The sequence below is a fragment of the Leptolyngbya sp. PL-A3 genome (genome assembly GCF_039962325.1).
Taxonomy (GTDB): Bacteria; Cyanobacteriota; Cyanobacteriia; order Elainellales; family Elainellaceae; genus Vacuolonema.
Genome location: NZ_JAMPLB010000044.1, coordinates 1 through 18,997 on the forward strand (window position 1 = coordinate 1; position 18,997 = coordinate 18,997).

The 18,997-nt window shown below is 47.7% G+C and carries 15 protein-coding genes and 2 pseudogenes; 10 read left to right on the plus strand and 7 right to left on the minus strand.

What is annotated here, in order from left to right; genetic code table 11:
- A pseudogene (locus NDI52_RS24505) lies at positions 1–158 on the plus strand (IS256 family transposase); the annotation flags it as partial.
- A gap of 4 nt (positions 159–162) precedes the next feature.
- Here the strand turns inward: NDI52_RS24505 and NDI52_RS24510 are convergent.
- Positions 163–2,550, minus strand: coding sequence for an NB-ARC domain-containing protein (locus NDI52_RS24510; RefSeq protein WP_348256530.1), 2,388 nt, complete (start codon positions 2,548–2,550; stop codon positions 163–165).
- 176 nt (positions 2,551–2,726) lie between these two features.
- Between NDI52_RS24510 and NDI52_RS24515 the strand changes: the two genes are divergently transcribed.
- Complete coding sequence (locus tag NDI52_RS24515; protein ID WP_190773758.1) at positions 2,727–3,266, plus strand: DUF3291 domain-containing protein; 540 nt, start codon at positions 2,727–2,729, stop codon at positions 3,264–3,266.
- Here NDI52_RS24515 and NDI52_RS24520 read toward each other — a convergent pair.
- Positions 3,246–3,839, minus strand: coding sequence for a TetR/AcrR family transcriptional regulator (locus NDI52_RS24520; protein ID WP_190773757.1), 594 nt, complete (start codon positions 3,837–3,839; stop codon positions 3,246–3,248). The two genes, NDI52_RS24515 and NDI52_RS24520, sit on opposite strands and share 21 nt — an antisense overlap.
- Positions 3,840–3,995: 156 nt before the next feature.
- Here NDI52_RS24520 and NDI52_RS24525 point away from each other — a divergent pair, with 156 nt between their 5' ends.
- The 8 genes and pseudogenes from NDI52_RS24525 to NDI52_RS24560 form a co-directional block, all read left to right on the plus strand.
- On the plus strand, positions 3,996–4,517 hold the full coding sequence (locus tag NDI52_RS24525) for an SRPBCC family protein (RefSeq protein WP_348256531.1): 522 nt from the start codon (positions 3,996–3,998) through the stop codon (positions 4,515–4,517).
- Positions 4,486–4,971, plus strand: coding sequence for a hypothetical protein (locus NDI52_RS24530; RefSeq protein ID WP_348256538.1), 486 nt, complete (start codon positions 4,486–4,488; stop codon positions 4,969–4,971). Before NDI52_RS24525 ends, NDI52_RS24530 begins: the two co-directional genes overlap by 32 nt.
- Positions 4,972–5,023: 52 nt before the next feature.
- Complete coding sequence (locus NDI52_RS24535) at positions 5,024–6,058, plus strand: NAD-dependent epimerase/dehydratase family protein (protein WP_348256532.1); 1,035 nt, start codon at positions 5,024–5,026, stop codon at positions 6,056–6,058.
- Positions 6,055–6,828, plus strand: coding sequence for an NAD(P)H-binding protein (locus NDI52_RS24540; RefSeq protein WP_348256533.1), 774 nt, complete (start codon positions 6,055–6,057; stop codon positions 6,826–6,828). Before NDI52_RS24535 ends, NDI52_RS24540 begins: the two co-directional genes overlap by 4 nt.
- 119 nt (positions 6,829–6,947) lie before the next feature.
- On the plus strand, positions 6,948–7,385 hold the full coding sequence (locus tag NDI52_RS24545) for a hypothetical protein (protein WP_348256534.1): 438 nt from the start codon (positions 6,948–6,950) through the stop codon (positions 7,383–7,385).
- 577 nt (positions 7,386–7,962) lie between these two features.
- Complete coding sequence (locus NDI52_RS24550) at positions 7,963–8,694, plus strand: PHB depolymerase family esterase (protein WP_348256535.1); 732 nt, start codon at positions 7,963–7,965, stop codon at positions 8,692–8,694.
- Between the two features lie 243 nt (positions 8,695–8,937).
- Complete coding sequence (locus NDI52_RS24555; RefSeq protein ID WP_190775251.1) at positions 8,938–9,084, plus strand: hypothetical protein; 147 nt, start codon at positions 8,938–8,940, stop codon at positions 9,082–9,084.
- A gap of 37 nt (positions 9,085–9,121) precedes the next feature.
- A pseudogene (locus NDI52_RS24560) lies at positions 9,122–9,434 on the plus strand (hypothetical protein); the annotation flags it as partial.
- A gap of 72 nt (positions 9,435–9,506) precedes the next feature.
- Here the strand turns inward: NDI52_RS24560 and NDI52_RS24565 are convergent.
- From NDI52_RS24565 to NDI52_RS24585, 5 genes are all read right to left on the minus strand, one after another.
- Positions 9,507–10,292: a hypothetical protein gene (locus NDI52_RS24565; protein WP_348256536.1), complete on the minus strand. Its 786-nt coding sequence runs from the start codon at positions 10,290–10,292 to the stop codon at positions 9,507–9,509.
- Complete coding sequence (locus NDI52_RS24570) at positions 10,289–12,613, minus strand: CHASE2 domain-containing protein (RefSeq protein ID WP_190775253.1); 2,325 nt, start codon at positions 12,611–12,613, stop codon at positions 10,289–10,291. The genes NDI52_RS24565 and NDI52_RS24570 overlap by 4 nt, the downstream gene beginning before the upstream one ends.
- Positions 12,614–12,620: 7 nt before the next feature.
- Positions 12,621–13,772: a DUF1822 family protein gene (locus NDI52_RS24575; protein ID WP_190775254.1), complete on the minus strand. Its 1,152-nt coding sequence runs from the start codon at positions 13,770–13,772 to the stop codon at positions 12,621–12,623.
- A gap of 3 nt (positions 13,773–13,775) precedes the next feature.
- Positions 13,776–15,278 (minus strand): hypothetical protein, encoded by a 1,503-nt coding sequence (locus NDI52_RS24580; RefSeq protein ID WP_190775255.1) that lies wholly within the window; start codon positions 15,276–15,278, stop codon positions 13,776–13,778.
- A gap of 157 nt (positions 15,279–15,435) precedes the next feature.
- Entirely contained in the window at positions 15,436–18,918 is a 3,483-nt protein-coding gene (locus NDI52_RS24585) for a tetratricopeptide repeat protein (RefSeq protein WP_190775256.1), read from the minus strand.
- Positions 18,919–18,997: the final 79 nt, after the last annotated feature.

Below are 18,997 nucleotides of genomic sequence, written 5' to 3' on the forward strand. Positions count from 1 at the left end.
TTAAAACCAAGGCTGTGTTTCCAGATGAGGAGTCTGTTTTCAAGCTGATGTATTTGGCAATGAACAACATTGCTAAGCGATGGAATCGACCGATAAAAAATTGGAAGGCAGCCTTGTCTCATTTTGCTATCCTATTTCCAGGACGCTTCAACTATTAAAAATCTAAAGGCTTACACAAAAATCTAAACACTCTCCAATTTGCCAGAGTTTTAGGGTGCCATTCGGGCTGCCACTGGTAAACCAGTTACCATCAGGATGGATATTGACGCTAAAAATTTGGTCTTCATGGTTAGCCAGGGTCTGCCGCAGTTCGTTGGTTTTGAGATTCCAAATTTTAATGGTGCGATCGCTACTGCCGCTGATCAGGTAGTCGCCTTTGGGGCTAAAGCAAATAGCTTGCACCTGATTGGTATGTCCGTCTTCGCCTGTAAAGCTGTGCAGACACGTTCCAGTTTCTATGTTCCATAATCGGATGGTCGTGTCGCCACTAGCGGAGGCTAATAGTGGTTGGGTGGGATGAAAGGCGACACAGTAAACCTGATCTTGGTGTCCAATCAGCGATCGGAGATGCTGACCTGTCGTTATATCCCAGAACTCGATCGAGTGGTCGGTTGTTCCGACAGCGATAATTGTGTCATCGGGACTCACTGCGATCGAATGAACTCGGCTATTGTAGGCTTTTATTGCCCAGATTGCCTGCCCGTCGTTAACACGCCAGCAGCGCAAATATCCACCCAATTCGCCGCTCACAAAAGAGCCGCCATCCGAACTGAATGCCACGGCAAGCACTGCTCCAAAGCTATCGGTGAGCTGCGATCGCTGCAAATCGGAATGGGCAAAATTAGCGTAGGGCAAGGGAACATTAGGCAAATAAGCGTGCCGAACCGATAACCCGGAACAGTCACACCCCCTCAAATCAATCCCTAGTGAACGAAGCAGATTAAGGATAGTGCCTGCCGCATAGCTCGGTTCTGGGATGAACTCCGTCCAATTAGTAACGGTTGGACGAAGCATTGCTAAACAATCTTTGAGATGTTGAGCAACGGCAAGTTGAGAGCTTAAATTTGACTGTAGTTCACGGGCGATCGCTTCTACAATTAACCGTTGCTGACTATCCCGGATGTAGTCTTTTACCGTTGTTTTAAGCAGTGGATAGCGATGTAGCAAAACAGGCGATCGTTCGTTCATTGCCAGGAGTTCGGCACTGATTTGTTCAATCAACCGTTCTGTTACATATTCCATGACTACGGGTTGTTGGGTATAGGCTCCTTGCTTCTTTTCGATCAAATTGCGCCAGTACAAACTTTCGAGGGCGTCCAGAATTTTGCTACGGGCTACAGAAGGCAACAGATCCGTATTCAGTTCGTTAATGGCAGTCCAATCACGATTGATGGCTAACCAGAACATGATTGTTTGTTCTAAATCGGACAAACGTTCAAATTGCTGATCGAGCAGCCGACGAATGCCATGAAACACCATCGTCTCTTCTTGTAGGAAGGTTTCGATTTCTCCATCAAATAAGTCCTGAATAGTGGCTGCAATAATTTTGATGGCTAATGGACTGTTACTGTAGCGATCGCACAGTTGCTTTTGTTGTTCGACAGTTCCTTTTAATCCCTTTGCTTGCAGTAGATACTGACTGGCTTCATCAGAACCTTTGAGTGATAAACAGCAAACTGGAAAACGATCTCCTTCTAAAGTGCTGAGTTCAATTGTTTTTTCACGGCTTGTCACAATTAAGCTACTTTGATGGGATGTTTCACCCATTAACTGAAAAAGTTCGCCATAACTTTCATAACCTTGTTGATAGATGCCTGCTTTTTTACTCAAAACCGACTCTAAGTTGTCTAAAACCAGTAAACAACGATGGTGCTGCAAATAGCGTAATAACGTTTGTAAGCTGGGTTGCGTTTCCTTGTGATCCGATAGAATTGCTAACCACTGGGTCAGAATTGTTTCAAGCGTTGGTGCATTTCGTAGCGATCGCCAAATGACATATTCAAACGGTCGCTCTTTAGCATCATCATTGATTACATCATGCAGCAATTTGGTGGCGAGAGCCGTTTTACCGACACCTCCCATCCCAAGAATTGCAATTAAGCGACGGGGTCGTTCATTTCGGATGTCAATCCATTCTCTCAGTTGTGACAATTCCGCCTGGCGACCATAGAACAGCGAGACATCCGGCGCTTCTCCCCAATCGATGTGGAGTTTTTGTTGTAGTGCTGATGGTTGTAGAAGCGCTGGATCTGAATTGAGGACTTGAGCATCTAAGCCATCGTTAGGATAGCGATAATCCTGCCGCTCCAGCATGATCTGAAATGCCTGGAAGAATGCCTCTAGAGTTGGTTTATCAACGGTGTTGTAAGCTTCTAATACTTTAGTGACAGTTTTTAGCGATATTCCAGTGCGTTCACTCAATTCCTCCAGGGTGTAGCGATCGCCGAAGTTATCAGTAAGCTCAGCCTGCCGTCGCGCAGCTTGCAACTTCCGCAGTCCTTGTGCGGTTAAAACAACACCCCGTTTACGAGAACTGTGCTTACGTTCCATATCCGCCCAACCCGCCTCACTCAAAGCTTCCCCGACAGAAAGCCAGCATCCTCCTACATTGTCTTAACTTACCGCTTAAATTACCAGCTAAGTTACTTTATTCTCTCTGGAATCCTCAGCGAGACCTCACGATACTAAAAACATCGCCTTTTTCAGTAATCCTATGGGAGCGAACGATGGCTGCACAAGAACTGAATGTATTGCCTTCACAGAACTACCATCTCGCCCAGATTAATGTTGCACTGATGAAAGCTCCTTTAGATGATCCAGGTATGACTGAGTTTGCAGCAGCACTGAATGAAGTTAATACCATTGCTGATCGCAGCCCTGGTTTTGTTTGGCGCTTACAAAGTTCATCGGGTAATGCAACCGATATCCAAGCCTATTCTGATCCAAAAATGCTGATTAACTTATCGGTTTGGCAAAGCGTCGAGCAGCTAAAGAACTATGTTTATAAGACCTTACACGGTGAATTCTTTATCCGTCGTCGCAACTGGTTTGAACGATATCAGGGTGAGCATCTTGCCCTCTGGTGGATTCCTGTTCATTGTTTGCCTACGATTGAGGAAGGAAAAGCAAAGCTAGAACAACTTGCTTTACACGGAGATTCACCCGAATGTTTCACCTTTGCCAAACCTTACCCGCCGCCTGTAACGGCACAACCCCTGAGCGATATCCGCTCTTTGGAGATGCGGTCAGCGATCGCCAAACAGTAATTCAATTAGAGCTTCTACTAAACGATCGAAGGTCATATCCAGGATATCCTTGCCTTGCAACATCTCCATCATTTGATAATAGTGGCTCAACGTTCCAGAAATAATCCAGGCAACGGCTTGTGGGTCTGAACTGCGGAGTTGGGGAGCCGATTGCAAAAGATTCGCTGAAACTTCCAAACCCGGTTTTTCAAAATGCTCAACATAGAACCGCGCTAGGTCAGGAAACCGCCCCGATTCTCCCACAATCAACCGATAAAAGTTCATTCGCATCGGGTCAAGATTTTCGGGGGTAATGCTCTTCGCCGCTAGCGATCGCAACTGTTCTACTGGATCGGGCGGTAATGAATTTGAGGCAAACACCTGTTGAAGATGCTGCTCAGCCGTGTATTGTACGATCGCTGCAAATAGCTTTTCCTTACTCTCGAAGTAGGTGTAGAGCGTTTCCTTTGACACCCCTGCAGTTGCCGCAATCCGGGCCATGCTGGTAGCCGCATAGCCATCCCGCAAAAATTCTTGTAAGGCTCCTTGCAAGATTTGCTCTGCTTTGGTGGATTGCCTGGTTTCTTTGGGCATGACACAACTGGAAGGAATCTATTCAATCGTACCGTACGGTCTAGTCTAATAACCACCCGGTTGGGGGACTTGCGACCGAACGAATCGGTCTACTATCGAATTAATCGAACCGAACGGTCTAGTTCGTTTTGTTGCTAACCATTGAGGGGATGTTGAATGCGAGTGCAGACCAACGTGCAAATTTCCATTGATGCACCCATTGAGCAAGTGTTTGATTGTTCGATTGATTGCCAAAACTTGCCGAAGTTCTTCACAGGTTATCGAGGTATTCCTGCCATTGTGAGTGCAATCACAACGGATGGCTTACCTCTGCATGAAGGCAGTACACGCATTGTGCAGAACAGTGACGGTTCTGAGATTGAGGAGGCGATTGTTTCACTTCAGCGTCCTACTCTTCAAGCTTATAAATTACTCAATGGATTTAAACCACCGTTTTCCTGGCTCGTACGTTCTGCTTCAGGTCAATGGTTGTATCAGCCGCACAGTACAGGAACGCAGATTACCTGGCAATTTGAATTTGAGATGCAAAATGCAATTGCCTACATTGTCTTTCTAGCGCTAATTAAGCATCCATTTCAAACTTCCCAAAGCATCTGCCTTATAAATCTCAAACAGACTATTGAACACTCTAATTGGAGAAATCATGATGATTCACCACATTTCAATCCCAGCAAATAATCCGCTCCATGTTGCTCAAGTCCTAGCGGAAGTTTTTGATGGAAAAGTGGGAATTTTTCCACCGAATCCCAACAGCTACATGGTGGTAGCAGGTGATGAGTACGGCACTCTGATTGAAATCTATCCGTCTGATAGCTTGGTTGTTCCCGGACAGGGCGATCGCCAAGCCGGGTTTCAGCAAAATGTTCATCCTGCAAGTTACAGTGCTGTTCATGCAGCAATTTCTGTCCCGACTAGCCTGGAACAGATTGAGCGCATTGCTACACGGGAAGGATGGCGAGTGTTGCCCTGTAATCGCGATGGGCTATTTGACGTGATTGAGTTCTGGGTGGAAAACCAACTGATGTTGGAGTTATTGACTCCAGCGATCGCTCACAAGTATCTAAATGCGATGCACCCCAAGAATTTAGAACAACTCATGCTGAATATAGCTCAAGTAGAAGTCAGAGTCTAAATGAACTTGAGGAGGACACTGATGATGACTGTAGAACGGGAAGGAGTATCTTATGACATCAAACGAACTGCATGTTGTCATTGGAGCCAGTGGTGGAACGGGGAGTGCGATCGTGCGAGAACTAGTTGCACGAGGAAAACAGGTTCGTGGTGTGAACCGCAGCGGTTATGCCGATTTTCCCTTCGATATTGAAATTCTCAAAGCCGACGCAACAGATTCAGTTCAAATGCGCGAAGTTTGCCAGGGAGCAACTGTAGTTTACAACTGCGTTAATCCGCCATTTCCTCAATGGAGGGAACTCTTTCCAGCCGTGATGGAGGCGACGATCGCAGGTGCTGCTTCTGCCAATGCCAAATTGGTGTTTGCAGATGACACCTGGATGTATGGCAAAGCGAACCAATCTATGACCGAAGACTTACCTTCCAGACCCGTTAGCAACAAAGGCGTATTGCGTGCCTGGTTAGCAGAAATGCTGCTTGCGGCTCATAACAAAGGCCAGGTGCAAGCCGTGATTGGTCGGGGTGGGGAGTTGTACGGTCCACGGGTTGAGTCAGTGCTGGGGCAAAACTTGTTTGAAGCCGCACTGTCAGGCAAGCGAGCAACGTGGTTTGGCAATCTAGATCTACCATTAACACCGCTATTCATTGATGACTTTGCCAAAGGACTGGTAACCCTGGCTGAGCATGACGGGGCGATCGGCCAGGTCTGGCATATTCCTACTGCAGAACCGATTACAGGCCGAGAGTTTGTTCACCTGATTTTTGAGGAAGTGGGAAGAGTCCCGAAAGTCACTGCCTGTAGCTCTAAAGTCGTGAAAGCACTGGGGCTGTTTTGGTCTTTAGCGCGGGAAGGGGCAGAAATAATTTACCAATTTGAACAACCCTTCATTATCGACAGTAACAAGTACCAAGCTGCCTTTGGAGAAGCTGCGACCACTCCCTACCGAGAAGGGATTCTGCAAACGATTAACTGGTATCGAACCCAATCCCAATCAAGTGAACCGCATCAATCACACTCTAACAAGACAAATTGGGTTAACGCAATCACACTTAGACCCTTACTTCCGCAGCGGGAGGTTTCAAAATGAACGCATCAAACATTTTGGTGACAGGAGGGACAGGTTCCCTTGGTTCTCTGGTGGTCAATCGCCTGCAAGCAAAAGATTGTAATGTTCAGGTTCTTAGCCGCAGTAAACGTCCCGGCACTGTGCAAGGCGATTTACTGACGGGTGAGGGCTTGGAGCAAGCCTTAGAAGGAATTGATGTTATTGTTCATTGTGCTTCAAGCCCCACCAATCCACGCAAAGTCGATGTCGAAGGAACACAACGTTTACTTCAGGCAGCAGAACAGGCAAGTGTTTCTCACATCGTTTATATCTCGATTGTTGGGGTCGATCGCAATCCCTTCTATCCCTACTATGGTATGAAACTTCAGACAGAACAAATCATCGAGCAAGCTGTGATTCCCTGGACAATCCTTAGAGCGACACAGTTCCACGAATTTGTATTAACGCTCATCCAATTGCTCGATCGCCTTCCTGTCATGCTTGTACCCAAAGGCTTTCTGCTCCAGCCTATTGAAGTGAGTGAAGTTGCCGATCGCCTGGTAGAACTGGCTCTTTCAAAGGCTGTTGGACGAGTGAGTGACATTGGTGGTTCTGAAATTTGGACAGCAGCAGATTTGGCTAGAGCGTATTTCAAAGTAACCGGACAGAAACGGAGCGTTGTAGAGGTTCCCATTCCTGGAAAAATCGCCCAAGCTTTTCGTTCAGGAACACAACTCTGTTCTGACCAAAAATACGGCAAAGTCGGCTGGCATGAATTCTTAAACCGGACCCTCTATCTAAAAATAAACTAATTAGAAACATTAGTTCGGACAGTTTTTCTGAAACCCTTGATTTTGCGTGCGCGAAGCGCACGCAAAATCAAGGGTTTCAGAAAAACTGTCCAGAGTATTGTTAGAAAGAAAGAGAGTTTATGAACAATACACTTAATCAACAGTTGGCACGTCAAAACTGGCTCCAGTTCAGCTTATGGCTCTTAGCGATCGTTCCTCTATCCATTGGCGTTTGGGCTTTTTTTGTCCCCTATCACTTCTATGAAATCTTTCCGCTCCCCGGTAGGAACTGGATCTCAATCTTAGGACCTTACAACGAACATTTAGTTCGGGACTATGGTGCAAATAATCTTGGCTTTGGAATACTGCTGGCAGCAGCAGCAGCACTACTTGAACGGCGATTAATTCAGGTTGCGTTGGTCAGTTGGCTTGCCTTCGCAGTACCACACTTGATCTTTCACCTGACGCAAACTCACCACTTCTCGTTATTTGATAATGCGACACAGCTTAGCTCCCTAGGGTTTGTGGTGTTGCTCCCAATCGTGTTGCTTTTCTTCGTGACAAAACAAAAGAGATGAGTTTCTAGAAATTCTTGATAATTTATGACAGTAATCAAACACAAGATGCTGAACAGATTGCACGATTATTTTACGAAATAGTGCGTGAAGGTAATATGCATGACTACTCAAGTAGCCAAGTTAAGAGGATGTTTGAAAAGGCGGTTGGTTGTGCCTCAAAGAAGTGTGGGTTGATAAACTAGTAGTCCACCACAAGGATTATGGGCTCTTCCCAGCTTTTGATGATCCTACGGCATGATGAAGACACCCCCCTTCGGATCTCAGAGACCGTGGAATTGCTTCGCCATTTTCTGGTAGAAATATTGACTTCGAACGACGACGAAGCCCGCATAAATCAGATGTAGAACTCTATCAAGATGCTATTGACTGTTTGGAACGAGATCGGGATCGATAAGCCATATCACATCACAATGATGAATCAATACTCTGGACAGTTTTTCTGAAACTCTTGGTTTTGCGTGCGCGAAGCGCACGCAAAACCAAGAGTTTCAGAAAAACTGTCCGAACTAATGGATGAATTAGACATCTGAAAAAATTAGGGTAGCATTTTAAGCTGAGTGTACTACGGAATACAATCATGAAAATCGAGACAGGCTTCCTAAATCGTATCCTTGTCTTCGATGACCAGGAGTATCGATACCAGGTGTATGTCCCACGCGAATTTCAAAGGTCTACTAAGTGGCCTGTTATTCTTGCTTTGCATGGAGGGGGTGAATATGGCAGCGATGGTATTCGCCAAACGGCTGTTGGTTTAGCCAGCGCTATTCGTCGGTTTCCTGATCGTGTACCAGCTATCGTTGTCTTTCCGCAAGCCCATGTCAATGGAGAACCAGGATGGCAAGGTACGGCGGGACTTGTAGCACTGGCAGCCTTAGATAAGGCGATCGCTGAGTTCTCTGGTGATTCTTCGCGAGTCTATCTCACAGGCTATTCCGCAGGTGGCAATGGGAGTTGGTATCTAGCTTCCCGCTATCCTACCCGATTTGCCGCTGTAGCAGTGGTCTGCGGCTTTATCTCGGAATTCCATGGTCAGAACAGCGGGATTTTCTATCCAAGCCTCGTATCGTTGTCAGAGGGAGATCCATTTGCGTCATTTGCCAAACAGGTAGCACATCTACCGATATGGATCTTCCATGGTGAAGTCGATCCAAAGGTATCAGTAGAGGAATCGCGTCGGATGTTTGCAGCTCTAAGGGCGCTTGACTCAGATGTCCAGTATACCGAGTTCCAAGGCGTTAAACACGATGCTTGGAACGCAGCATACGATGATGAAAAACTGCTTGAGTGGATGTTTAAGCAGAGGCGTTAGCTCTTAAATGGGAAGCACTGCGCTCTAACTGCTAGGTAGGGTGAGCATTAGAGTAATAGGTTGCCAGCGAGAGCGAAGCGGAGACAAACAAGTTCCTACGCCACAATTCGAGGAAGTTTTGATGTTCAATATATTGTCGCAGTATAGAAATAGAAACACCATCAGACGATGCAATGAAACACAACTAATGCCAAATACATCTTTCCAATAGATGCTTTTACGTGTACCGTAAAGTTGCTTCTAATGCGACGAGCAGCTCAGTTCTATCTAGAACAGAATTATTCAGACTCACTTTCCATTGCCAACGTTGATGCAGCCCTTACGGAAATGTTGTTTACGGGAGGACAGCTGAATGTGAAATTACTGGGGGATAATGTGGACAATGGATAGCTAAACTTTAGAAGTACGTTACCAAGTACAACAGGAATTGGGAAGAAAAGCTGGGCGAAAGACGCTTTTGTGTGCCGACCAAGCAACTGGGGAATTGGTAGTTGCCAAGTTACTAATACGCTGAGGCGGAAATCCATCACCTATGTTTTTGTGTAGGGTGCGAAGCACCCTACACAAAAACATAGGTTGCGAACTTAGGCCGCAGCCTACTAGCTTTTAGTCGTGATTTTGAGTGGGATAACCTCAAACTGTTTGAGCGGGAAGCTGAAGCTCTAAAAAGCTTGTCACATCCAGCGATTCCTCGCTACTTGGACTATTTTGAGGTAAATTCCTCCGAGCTAAAAGGATTTACCCCTTTATTTCTACAATGTTAGGGATGAGCGCTGAAACAGTTTTCTGAAACAGGACTTTAAAAAGAGCAATCAGGAGCGATCGCAGGTTTCTAGCACAGCTTCTTGATAACGTTGCAAGGCGGCATTGGGAGAAGCGGTGAAGGCAACCCGGAGAGCATCTGCCCAAAGCTGTTTCTCTGCGAAAAAGGATACGTAGTTAAGGGACCGTTGATCGACAGGTACTTGCTCAGCATCAAGAATGACATCTAGTGCGCCCAGTTCACCGGCAATCTGTTGCCGCTCAGCCCTGGTTAGCACTTGAATTGGAATGATGAACGCAGGAGCAACTTGCATATCATTGGTGGCTGTGCCCTGTACAGAACGAGAATTAGAGCCAACAGTATCTTCGTCAGGACTCTGGTAAATCCGCCATTCATATTGAACGCTGGGCTGTAGAGCGGGACCATCGTAACGTTGCAGATAGACATTTTCAGCCGGAGATTCCCAATCCGTTTTGTCCCAGATAACCTGACCTTCAGAATTAGCGATTTCAATACGGCTAACAGGACCACGCCAGAGGAACAGGGGGCGATCGCTCCATAAGGTTGTTACTCCTGGCAGTTGTACTGGAGCTAGAAGACAAACTCCATTGCCCAAACGATTACCAGGACGCCCACCCCCAGGAGTGGAAGGAACAGGCGGTTCATTATTGCGAGAGTTATCCCAAAAACTCCATCTATTCTGGCGCATCTCTCTGAATGGAGATTGGGCAAGCGCAGCAGGCATGGCTACAGGCATCAACAGAGCTGTGATTGAGAAGACGGCTAAAGACAACCTATTCCAGGGGCTAAAACGGTAGTGCATGGGAGGCCTCATGACTTTTTAGGAAAAAAGGAGGGTAGGACGAAAAGCCAGAAGGCGATCGCTGGCAGCGTTAGCGGTATGAGAAGGGCAACTGGGGACAGGTATAATTCCAGGCTCAAGAGGACAAAAAGGCCTGTACCTACGACCAGCCCTAAGCGCCTCCGTCGTTGAGCAGCCCGATCGCACCATAGTAGACTCACGCTCTTTCCTAAAAGCCCACCCAGTAGTACAAACCACAAGTCGGGTAGGGGCACGACGAATCGGTGGTTCAAATAATGATGCAGCATGTAGGCGTGATACTCACCCCCCGTTAAAACTTTATGAGGAGTGTTGTACCAGTATTGAAATGCCGCAGGGGCACGAAAATTGTCTTCCCGCACCTGATCAACCCCAGCGGAGGCATAGTTGGGCACAACCAAAACCGATTGCTGAAGATCCGCAGAAGTAAAGGATGTAGTTGATTTCAGTAAATCTTGAGCAGAGATGGCTGTATAAATTCTTTCAGGGGGTAAAGAGTAATCGACCAGGGGATGCAACCACATTTGCCCAAGGGAATAGCTAAGCCCAGATATAAGCCGTGGATAAAAACGAGAATGCTGTGTGGCTGCTGCGATCGCTTCTGATTGAGGTTGTTGATTATTGCAGATAGCATCAGTTTTTGCACGGCTCGCCGGAAGACAAACCCGTTGTAGAGACGCTAAAAGGAATGACAATGGCAACGGATCGGATCGCAGAAGTTCAGCATAATAAACGCCTCGCACGCCCATATTTCCGGATAGCGGTTCACTACCATTGAGAATCGTCGGGTTGGCATAACGCCATTTTCGGGTATTAGGGTCTAAGCTACTGCCTAAAACAATCTGGCTTCCTGCCTTGGCCGCGCTCTCCAAGGATTCGGCCAGGCGAGCATCCTCTGGAGTTTGAATATCAAGGAGATAATCTATCCCCAGTACGGGAGCCCCCGCGAGGCGATCGACAAGGGTGGCTAGAAAATCGCGGGGGACAGGCCGCAGCAACTTCCCCTGTAAGGATTCCTCATCAACCTGAACCAGCAAGACAGGGGGCGTTGCAGTAGAGGCATCACGCTGGGTCAAATCACGATAAATGGACTGGGTTAGCATGCGCCTTTCCAGGAGCCATTGCTGTACAGGCAGCTGCCAGCTCAGTAGACAGAGAAGAGCGATCGCCACCGCTTCATGACGCCGGGGCAAGAATTGACGAAGAACTCGCTTCCAGCTCGGGGGGTTGAGGCGAAATAGAGGAGTCTGGGGATGCCAGAAGAGTGACGGAACGTGAGACACCGATGGATAAGTCAGGCTGCGTTCTACCTTAAGATAACGACAGGCTGCCTGAAGGGATTCGTGTACGTCGTGATAGCCCGCTAGATGCTGTAGGAATTGCACCAGAAATTCTTCAGCAACTGCGTTGTTCACGGGCTCACGCATAACGGCGACCTGGCTGAATCCCATATCAATCAGGGACTCTGCCAGACTCAAACCTTTGCAGGAGTTGAACAGGGCAAACTGAAGACCATTCTGACGGGCGATCGCTAACTGGGGTGCAATATCTTGAACACTCATAAATGTGTTCGGAGCAATCCCCAGTTCTCCTCCCGTACTCTGGGTTTCGTTGCTATGTCCGGCGAAGAACAGCATGTCCCAACCCCGAGGATCTGCGATCGCCCGTTTAATCTCCGTCTCCAGAGCTTCAATAGACTTGCCAGGTTGCCAGCCTACAAAACAAAGGGCATCCGGTGGAAAGAGACCTGACAGAGCCTTCTTCTCAACCTGAAAATTAAGACCACTGTCGTCACCAATAATGACTAGAACCCGGAGGCGATCGCGACGGCGAGGAATCGGGGTATGGCGCAGGTTAGGAGTAACGCGACTAATCGGCAATCCTGCTTTGAGAAGTCGGCTCACTTCCCAGAGTTCCCAGGGAAAACGGGCTAGATCCAGAGGGGTACAGGAAATGGATAGGGTTTCGGGCGGTTTTCCAGAGGGGGTAACTTTGCTTGCCAACTCAGTAATCTGCATTGAGATGTCGTACAGGTCAGGATGGCGTAGCCAACGATGAAACTCTGTAACGAGACGAGCTTCAGCTTCTCCCAACCGGCTTTGCAAATCTACAGGAGGGGCATAACCTGCACCGCTGCCCATTACCCGCCCCCGCAGATGTGTGTTGTAGAAGCTAAGGTAAAGCCGTTGCCAGTCTTCATACAAACTCCAGAGCAAGCCGGAGAATGGGATCTGAGTTGTTAAGCGCTGATGGCTCCCCCAAGTCAATTCAAACAGGCAAGTTTCCCCAATTTTTTGAATCCGTAGTTCTGCCATGAATTGCTTAAGCCTCCCCCTTCTCAAAGCTAAACGGTGGGAACTGAATAGCTTCTTGATTCGGAAACTGTACCCGAATCGTAAACTGCTCATTTTGTAGCCCCCCAACTTGGGCATAGAGGTAGCCACCATCGGTGGGGTATTCCAATCGTTGCTCTACCAGGAGTCCTTGTCCCTCCCAAAGTTGCAGACTTGTATTCGCCGGAAGAGGAACACCGGATGGCGCTGCCAGAATAGTCATTAAACTCCACTCGGGTGTCTGACCGGGGGCGATTACCTCCCAACTAATGGCATACAGGTAAAACTCGCGATCACCCTCCCGTAAGACCTTACAGGCTGACCTCGCTTGGGCTGGAATCAACACACCTTGCTGTTCCACCAGGTTCGATACGAGAATGTTCAGTTGCTCATCAGGTGCCCGTGTTGGCCGCAATGGAGATGGCATAGCAACAGGAGGTAAAAGGATCCAGGCAAGATCCTGGGCCACCTGATCCAGTTGACCCCGTAACCAGAGGCCTGTGTTCATGACTTGCCGTACAGTGGGTAGCAGTAATGCTGGTGTACTGGATGCTGGTGTGACAGTTTCTAACGGAATAGCCGAGGGGTTTAGGAATTGCAGGTCAAGCAGGAGGCGATCGCTCGGTTCCTCAAACCAGCTTGTATCCAGCCAATACAACCCATCCATTACCAAAAGTTCAGATTGCTGCATCAACTGATCTTGCCGCAAATAGGGGCCGATCGTAACCTGCTCTTCCTCGTCCATTACCTCGACCAGTACGTAAAAGTGAGCAATGCCATTGGGATGGGTCAGTGCGGCTTCGGGTAAGGCCACTTCGCGAGATTCCAATGCATCCGTAATTAGCAGATTCACTCGAAACTGCCCAACCTGAAGCTGCTCCCAAATGCCCCCGGTAGAAGCTTTCCAGGAAACGTCCCTAGCCGCTCTAATAATCGGTAAATCTGGAGCCCGCATTTGGAACCATTCCTGAATTCCTTCTATAGCCAGGGCTTGTAAATAAAGCCGCCACTGTTCATCATGGGTTTGTCCCTGCTGGCTGGCTGCAATGGCGTGATCAATCTGTTCGGATGTTAACGATATAGCATCCGACCTGAGAAACTTACCGACAGGCGCAATATCATCAAATGTGTTGGTCATCATAATCTACTCTTTAGTATCCAGGTAGCGACAGAGGACATGGCTGAACGATGTTTTTAGGAAGTAGTGTGCTGTGGCTGCTTCCTTTTCTGCGGCTGAAATCATTTTGTCCACATCCGCTTCCAGGGCTTCTTGAAGAGCTGGAGCAACAGGGGCATTCATTGCTATATCCAGCTCTTTGTCAACTTTGTGAAGTTGCACTGAATCGTTATAGTCTAGGGCGAGTATACTTATGCGCTGACCTAATTTTGCCAACATCGTGCGCCGTACATCATCCCGCAGATCCTTCAGCTTTAATAGGCGAGAGACTTGAAATTGATGCTCAAGGTTGACCTGTGGAGCTATCTCGGACATAGACTGGCCTTTACAGTGAAATAGCTTCAGTCCCAGGAGATATTCACGATCACACGGTTGCTTCCGGCGCTTATAGCGAGCGGCCTGCGCTTCTACAACCTGGGCGATCGCCTCAGTCAAAGTCTCCTCAAAAACCTTCCGATATTCCTTCAGGAAAATGTGCTCTTCTGCTTCGGTTTCCGGCTGGATGATGCTCGATATGTGCCCATCGTCCAGCGGGATAGTCTGAGGGCGACGGGATTCGCGAATGATCTGGGCGATCGCCTGTAATTGCTCCAATAATTGTGCAGACGATGGACTGCTAATTCCCCGCTTCTGGAGATAATCTAGCATCCGCATCAACTGGTCTGATCCAGGAGGGCGGCAGCGGCCACGGGTGCCCTTTTCTTGAAGTTTTTGGAGGCGATCGTGGCGATAGATAGCGTGGTAACTCTCTAATAAATGCACGGCCTGTTCGATTTTTGGGGAGGGGAATTTGTTGAACCGCTGCAGAATTCGTCGCAATTGGTCTGAAGATGTGTTGTTGAGAATGGACCAGTCACTCTCTAACGTAATCCCACGTTCCTTCAAAAACTTTGAGAATTCCCCCTGGGAAACCACCATTTGACGGCACCAGGTACTCAGTTGGGCCTTTTCAGGATCGAAACTTTGCAAGATTTGAACGGCCAACGGGATATGTCTTACAGGCACCGTTGATGAATTTTCCGGTTCCCCCTTGTTCGCTTGATGCAAAGCTCGGGTTGATGGAGTACGCTTCGCGAACGGCGTCAATATGACGAGCTCTGCCACACCCACATCATCCAGCACCAGGGATAGCAAATCATGATGATCAAATTCCCCTACAGAGCCAAACTTTTGGGCCAGGTCATTACAAATCCAATCAATCTGAGTCGAAATAAAACACCGTAAGCAAGCTTCTGAAAGCCTTCCGACAAGAGTTTCTGGCTCCTGCTCAAGGTGTTTCTTCAGATGACGTTGAGAGGTCTTATCGTCGACCCGCTCGTCATCCGCGTAGTACCCCAGTTGTTGATGAAAAAAATCACGAGCAGGGGCCAAGGGTACGACTGCCCGCCCCTGCCCCGGATCTATTTTGACCCATCGCCAATACCTCCAGGCTACTCCCATCACTCCTCCCCTGGTTAATGTCCGTGCCATGCTGACAATGCCGCCGTCATTTTTACACACATACTCTTCGAGGTGAAGCACGTATGCAGGATATAGCTGTAGCTATTTTGCCCTAACAAGAATCAATAGATTGGGTTTTTTTTTGGTGTGCTTCACACAAAAAAACTCCCCAATCTACCGAAAGTAGCTACAGCCCGTTCCCGATGAGAATGAAGGGTGCCCAGTAATAGGGATGCGCTAAATCATGACTCTGGGATAGGGGCCACCCAGTTCGAAGATCAGTAATGGTCACATCGGCTCCCCGTTGACCTTCTAAGACAGTGGTATTTCGGGTAATAAGAGCAATCTGTGCCTGTTGCAGAGCCTCAGCTTTGCTATAACCGTTATTTAAAGCTGTGTAGAACGCATCCATTAATACTTGCGTGCCCCCGTCGTTGACGCTCCAGAGGGAAGCGATCGCCGCTCGTGCCCCGGCCTGTTGCATCAGATAGCCAAATCCGAGGATCTCTTCCCCATTTCCCAGGGTTTCTCCTACCCCCGTTTCACAGGCACTCAACACAATTAAATCCACATTTCGAAATCGTCCCTGCCATTGTTTGATTTCTTCGAGGGTGATGCGATCGCCATTACCAAACAAGATGAATGAATCATTGGGAGAGCCTTGTATAAACTCTGCATGGGTGGCCAGATGAACGATAGTATGGTCATCCATGATAGGAAGTGTTGCCGTAGGGTTAAATGCTGCATCTAACAATTGAGTCGTATCCGGAAAAGCTGAAGCCAAATTTTCCACTTCCCGACCAGCAAACGGCAACCCACTGAACGTTAGCTGACGTTCTCCCACCTGAAACGCGTAGGAACCTTCCCTGAATGCAGCGGCCAGAATGTGCGGTTGAACAGCAGGGACGAGATTCAAATTGGTGAGGCTGGCGGCGGTGATGTGATTGATCCGAAAACGTTCTACTAGCCACTGTTCGCCATCATGGAGAGCGGCTAACGGGACGTAGCGCAACACACCATCGGGGGCGTAGAGAATCGTTTCAGCACCAATGGCTTCCAGATCAGAAGCCATTGGCTGAATTAGCCATTGATAGAGTTGGTGGGCGATCGCCTTTGGATTACTCCTGGGGGATTCCAGGGTTTGACGAAATTCCACCACAGCTTGATTAAGTTCTGTACGGCTGATGTTGATAGAATAACGAGCGGGGGGAGCATTGGGTGTCACCAATACCATCTCAATCCGATCATCCAGAATGAGTGGATAAAGTAACACAGTATTTTGTTCAAGCGCTCTAAGGTTATCTTGAAGCGTCACCAACTCATTCAGCTCCGTTATCAAATCTTGCTGTCGAGCCTCATGGCTGAGTTGATCGATCAATGCCTGTACATTGTCGCTATAGATAAAGTCCTCAAACTGAGCAATCACATCTGCCTGCATCGCTTCCAGCTCAGTAATTCGCTGCATTTGTTCTGGTGTGCGAGTTTCCACCTGCCGCAATTGGGCTAATTCTTCACCGATGGCAACCGCCTGATTTGTAATTGCGTGCTGGCGATTGCGAATTTGAGTTTCTGGCTCCAGTAATTCAACTCCTGATCCAGTCTGAGCACCCCGTTCAACAGTCTGCAAGTATTCATCAAGTTCTTGTACCCTGAGTAAATCCAACACCCGCTGGGCTTCAAGAACGCGATCGGCCTGTAAAAGCAGATCCGCTAGTTTGCGATAGGTATGAGAAATACTATCGGTAAAGGATTGCTGCAATTCAGTAGACAGTTCACGAATATCACTGCGAATGGATTCCCGTCGATTAATCGATTGCTTTAGAAATACGATCGCCAGTTCCGGTTTACCCATGGCATCAAATAGATAGCCTATATTACTGAACGTAAGACCCTCGCTTGCACGATCGCCAATCTCTGTATGAATCGTTAAGGCTTGTTGATAGTAGTGGAGTGCCTGGGAGTAGTTTCTCATATCGCTATACACTGAACCGATATTGTTCAGAGTAGAGCCTTCACCAGGGCGATCGCCAATTTCCTGGCTAATGGCCAAAGCCCGCTGATAATAGTCAAGTGCTTGGGGATAGTTCTTCTGTTTCCGGTAAATAGCGCCAATATTGTTAAGCGTGGTGCTTTCTCCGTTACGATTACCAAGTTCAGTACGGATGGCTAAAGACTGCTGGTAGTAATCCAATGCTTGGGAATCGTTGTTTAGATTATCGTATACTAAACCGATGTTATTCAGAATAATGCCTTCGCGATCGCGATCGCCAATTTCCTGACTAATTGCTAAAGCTTGTTGGTAGTGATTGAGCGATTGCGGATAATCGCCTAAATGATAGTAGAGTGTGCCTATATTATTAATTGTGTTACTTTCACCTGAGTGATCGCCAATTTCCCTGATAATCGTTAACGCCCGTTCAAAATAAGTGAGTGCTTGCTGGTAATTGGCTAGATCGGTGTATACCAGCCCTATATTATTTAAGATAGTTCCTTCACCAGGGCGCTTTCCAATTTCGGTATGAATAGCTAAAGCCTGTTGGTAGTAGTCTAGAGCTTTAGAAGAATCCCCAAGGTTGCGATAAACGGAAGCAATATTGTTTAAGGTAATGCCCTCACCCGTGCGATTGCCAATTTCTCTGCTAATCACTAGGGCTTGCTGATAATAGTTAAGCGCTTGGGGATAGTTAGCTTGATAATCATATATCAAACCTATGTTACTGAGGGTAATACCCTGGCCTGCACGATCACCCATTTCCAGAGAAATCGCTAGGGATTGCTGATAGTAATTGAGCGCTTGGGGATAATCGCCCAGATTTGTGTAGACCATACCAATGTTACCAAGAAGAGTACCTTCGCCCGCCCGATACCCAATTTCGGTATGGATAGCCAAGGCTTGCTGATAATAATCAAGCGCCTCCGGGTAATTGCCAAGTTCACCGTAGATGAGGCCGATATTATTGAGAGTAATGCCCTGGCCCAAACGATCGCCTACTTCTTGCCGAATCGATAAGGATTGTTGATAGTAGTCAAGTGCCTGGGAATAGTTGCCAAGATCGCTATGGATCGCACCAATGTTACTCAAATAACTACCTTGATCTTCGCGATTACCAGTTTCTCGACTAATCGAAAGAGCTTGCTGGTAGTAGTTGAGAGCTTGGGAAGCGTCACCTAGATTGCTATGCACCCGCCCCATATTGTTGAGAATAGTACCCTCACTCGCGCGATCGCCAATTTCCCTTAGAATTGTCAATGCTTGCTCGTAGTAATCAAGCGCTTCAGTATACCGACCCTGGTCGTCATAGACCAAAGCGGTATTACTCAAAACAATCCCCTCGTTGAGGCGATCGCCCAGTTCTCGACTGACCGTTAAGGCTTGTCGGTAGTAATTCAAAGCTTGCTCATATTGCCCTAAATTGCTGGACATTAACCCCAAGCGAGTCAGGGTTCTTGCCTCTCCCTGTCGTCCTTCCTGTAGAGCGTTCGCACGAACCTCTAAACTCTGGTAAACCTCTAACGCCTCCAAGAATTTGTCAAACGCTTGCTGAAATTGGCTGTTACGCTGCAATTGAGTCGCCTCCCCAAAGAGGCGATCGCCCTCTGCCAACTGGGTTGTAGCGTCTACTGTTTCAGCAGGAACAGTATCCTGGGCGGAAGTGCAGTCAGGTAACATCAGTGTTCCTGTTATAGCCAACGGGAGAATCAGCAAAGGAGCAAGACTGTTTAGAAAATTACAAGAAAGGAAAGACATC